At 54.4% G+C, this 3661-nt stretch carries 3 protein-coding genes and 1 pseudogene; 2 read left to right on the forward strand and 2 right to left on the reverse strand.

The window, feature by feature from the left end; translation table 11 throughout:
* Positions 1-125: 125 nt before the first annotated feature.
* Positions 126-413, forward strand: a pseudogene (locus FQ755_RS34720) (transposase); the annotation flags it as partial.
* Between the two features lie 11 nt (positions 414-424).
* Positions 425-1054 carry a hypothetical protein gene (locus FQ755_RS34725; RefSeq protein ID WP_144162271.1) on the forward strand — a complete coding sequence of 210 codons (630 nt, stop codon included), beginning with the start codon at positions 425-427 and terminating at the stop codon, positions 1052-1054.
* A gap of 40 nt (positions 1055-1094) precedes the next feature.
* Here the strand turns inward: FQ755_RS34725 and FQ755_RS34730 are convergent, their stop codons facing one another.
* Positions 1095-2168 (reverse strand): hypothetical protein, encoded by a 1074-nt coding sequence (locus tag FQ755_RS34730; RefSeq protein ID WP_144162274.1) that lies wholly within the window; start codon positions 2166-2168, stop codon positions 1095-1097.
* Between the two features lie 137 nt (positions 2169-2305).
* Positions 2306-3250, reverse strand: coding sequence for an AAA family ATPase (locus FQ755_RS34735; RefSeq protein WP_144162278.1), 945 nt, complete (start codon positions 3248-3250; stop codon positions 2306-2308).
* Between the last annotated feature and the right edge of the window lie 411 nt (positions 3251-3661).

The raw sequence follows: 3661 nt of genomic DNA on the forward strand, positions 1-3661 counted from the left end.
GCAAGACCTTCGACAGCGCTTGCTCTTTGAACTCGACAGAATACGTTTGTTTCGTCTTCAACCTACACCTCTGATTTCTTCAAATTAAAAAAATTCAGAGGCGACAACTACTATGACACCGGGGGACAGTGAAGCTGGCATTCGCTGACCAAGGCTATACAGGCGAGGATGCGGCGCGGGCCGCCCGTGACGAAGGCATCGAACTGCAGGTCATCAAGCTGCCCGAGGCGAAAAAGGGCTTCGTGCTGCTGCCGCGTCGCTGGGTGGTCGAGCGCAGTTTCGGTTGGCTCAACCGGTTCCGGCGACTGGCTCGCGACTACGAGCGCCTGCCCGAAACCTTGGCAGGTTTGCACTTCGTCGTCTTCGCTATGTTGATGCTCGTTCATGCTGCGCCGATTATCCAAAGTTCCTAACACGCTCTAGGGTGAAGTTCTACCGCACATCACTGGTCGATGAAGATCCGGGGCGTCCTTCCATCGTATTGGTCGAAAACATCGGAATATCGGACATCGATGAACTGGAGTTCGACGTCGTAGCAACGCTGGGTGCACTTGAGTTCGTAGATCCTTTGCGTGTCCGGCAGCTAGCCGCCGGGAAGACGCAGTGGCTTACACTTGCGAACTTTCCGGTCGAAGGCCTCAGCTGTGCGGCAAACGGCATTGCTCCATCATATGAAGCCTTTTTCTACAGGATCCATGGTGGGCGAACCGGCGATGGAGCCATGATACGTGCGTCGGAGTCGCATTATTGGCACCCGACGCATTTTGACTTTCTGAACGGCCGCCGGCTCAGGTTATTCGGGAAATCTTGGCACGTCGGCGCGATTTGGGATCTGGAGCAGGAACTCATCGAGAAAATTCGTTGGCACTTATGCTATCGCGGAAAGACCTGGGTAGGCGGTCGCCTGTACCGTCCGAAGTTGTCGCAGCGGATCACGGATCCGGTGTTGTCAGGATTGGCCGCCTTGATCACGATGTCGTTGGTGATCAAGGCCGTGTGCTGGGGCGCACTGCTCTTGCGTTTGCAGAAGATTCAAGTCGCTTCTAAACATTAAGCGATTGGATTCGCCGAGTTGGCGCCCCCTCCGCCCAGCATCACTTATTGTCTTCCCACCAACGCCCAAACAACTCCTGATTGGTACGCAGGGTTGACGGTAACGTGGCCCGACGCTCGAGTTCGAGCATCTCGTGCAGACCGTGCGCAAGCAGGTGATGATCGCCGAAGGGGATGTTAATGTCGTGACCCCGCGCGATCATGAATTGCCTGAACCGGTTTGCAGACCCATTACGCTTGTCGATGGGGCTTCCTCGTTCGCCGTCCGTGAAAAAGTGACGGGCCGCGTCAACAAACGCCGGATTTGTGCTTCTCACGTCGTTCGGCGTGAGTTCTCCGATAGTTGACGTGAAGGGCACGGTGAGCCCTGCATGCCAGAGCTTCTCTCGCAGGATTCCATCAATGCGCTCGTGATCCTCCCACGCCGAAACCTTGGTCAGGTCAAGACGAGCAATATCTCGATCACGAAGAATTATCTCGACGCGAAGATGGCGGGCGCAGAAGCCTGCCAACTCGTACCACGCCTGCTGACCGATATGCGGTGGCTTTTTGCCCTGCTTCCAAAGAGGGTTGTAGATCCTCAGCCAGCGCTCGCTTTTCGTTGGCCCGATTCCAGTGACGCCCGCCTCATTGTGAGCGTCCCCATTGCGAAAGCGCGATTTTCCGCAGCGACGCTTAAGCATTGCGTCAATCCGCTGAATCGCATCATTGTGCGTAACGTCTTGCAGCGGGAAATGACTAGTCATTTCCACCCGATCGGGAACAATGTCTTCGGCGGAACTGGTGATGTTCACTCCATTGATTGTGGATAGCGCGTCAATGACGATTGAGGCAATCGCGCGCATTTGCGTTGCTTCATTGCGAAACACCCACAGGTTATGACCAAAGAACGTGCTCGTGGCTCCTCCCGAGCAGCTTAGCGACTGTGCTTTGCTGTCGTAAGTAAAGAGCCATTTTCCATTGGCCTTGCCGACCTTCAGTGCGAAGAGCAGTAGTGGTTCTTCCTGATCAGATTCGTGCCGTACAGTGAGGTTGACACCAGCGCTCTTCAGCGCAGCGGTCAATGCTTTGATCTCTACTTGAATACCGTTGATAATAAACTTGAAATTATCCATGATTGAACTCGGTTCGGGCTGGTGGCGTTTTGCATACGTAAGCAGTGTTAAACGCCACCGATCCCGCGTTATGGTCTGATCGGACGGTTCACCGGTTCACGTACTATGGCGCGCGAACCGATGAACCGACGGGCATATCAATCTTCGGCTTCCGTACTGGCTGCGTGGAGTTCGGCCTGTGACGCCTGGAGTTCCTTGTATCGGCGCTGAACAGTTGCCTTGCTCAATCCGACTTCATCGGCAATCTTCTGGAACGGATGGCCTTGCTTGCGCATCTCCAGAATCGCCGCGTCTTCAGGTCGCGCATACTTTTCGGCGGCGGCGATCTTGAAGCACATTTTCTCGCCGTCAGTCCAAAATGCACCGTCGAAGTCGCCCTTCAACAAAGGCAGGTGGTCGCGTAGTTTCGTGTGGCGCAGTGTGAATGCGGTTTTCCCTGGCTCATTACGAGGTGACAACTGGATCACGTAATCGAGCAGGTCTTCGTGCGTGCTGGAGCCCCGTTGTGTACCGGATTTCCCCGTGTGATGGAGGAGAAGGACGGCGACGCCATCCAGCCGCTTGCGTACGAGCCATTGCTTCAGGATCGCGAATTTTTCTGGACCTTCGCTTCCGCTGCCTGTTAGCGACGCATAATTGTCAATGACGATAAATCTGACAGGCGCAGGGATAAGCGTATCAAACGATGCCAGGCCTTCGAGCGTGTCGAGCGAGCCAATTACGTCGCCTGCGACATCACGACTAATGATATGAAGTCTCTTAAGTACCTGTTCCTGCGATTCTTGTGACGTGTTGAATTTGTGCAACTGTAGAAAGCGGTCCCGAAGTCCTGCGGCTCGCATTTCTCCGTCTATGTAGAGGACATGGTCGCCCGATCCCGTGCCCCATGGAAAGACGGGTTTGCCCGCTGCGATGGCATAGGCAATAAGCCCCGCGAGTAAAGACTTACCGCATCCGCGAGGAGCCACGAGCATACCGATCGACTTCGCAAGGAAGAGCGGCCCTAAGAGTTCAACGACTGCTGGAAGATCTAACGCAAAGAAACCCGCAAGCGTTAGACAGAAAGAAGTAGCGCTTTCCATGAAGAATTCCTGAGAAAATAGATACGTTGAGGTTGGCGACCAGGACGCCTGTCGATCGCCAATGCGATGCGTTATTACTGTGTGAGGGGGATCTGTTTCACCTGCCGCGACGTCAGCCACTTTTCGAATTCGATACGGTCGAGAAGCACCTTGCGTTGATTTGGAGGACGGACGATAACGGGCAGGAAGCCGTTTGACGTCAAGCCATTCTTCGGGTGCTTCGCGTAGGCCTCGGCAGACCAGATGAGGTGTCTAAGTGCCGGTTCGGTGATGACGTCGCGAAAGGCCCCCGGTGTCATAGTAGTTGTCGCCTCTGAATTTTTTTAATTTGAAGAAATCAGAGGTGTAGGTTGAAGACGAAACAAACGTATTCTGTCGAGTTCAAAGAGCAAGCGCTGTCGAAGGTCTTGC

This window comes from Paraburkholderia sp. BCC1885, assembly GCF_900996235.1.
Lineage (GTDB): Bacteria > Pseudomonadota > Gammaproteobacteria > Burkholderiales > Burkholderiaceae > Paraburkholderia.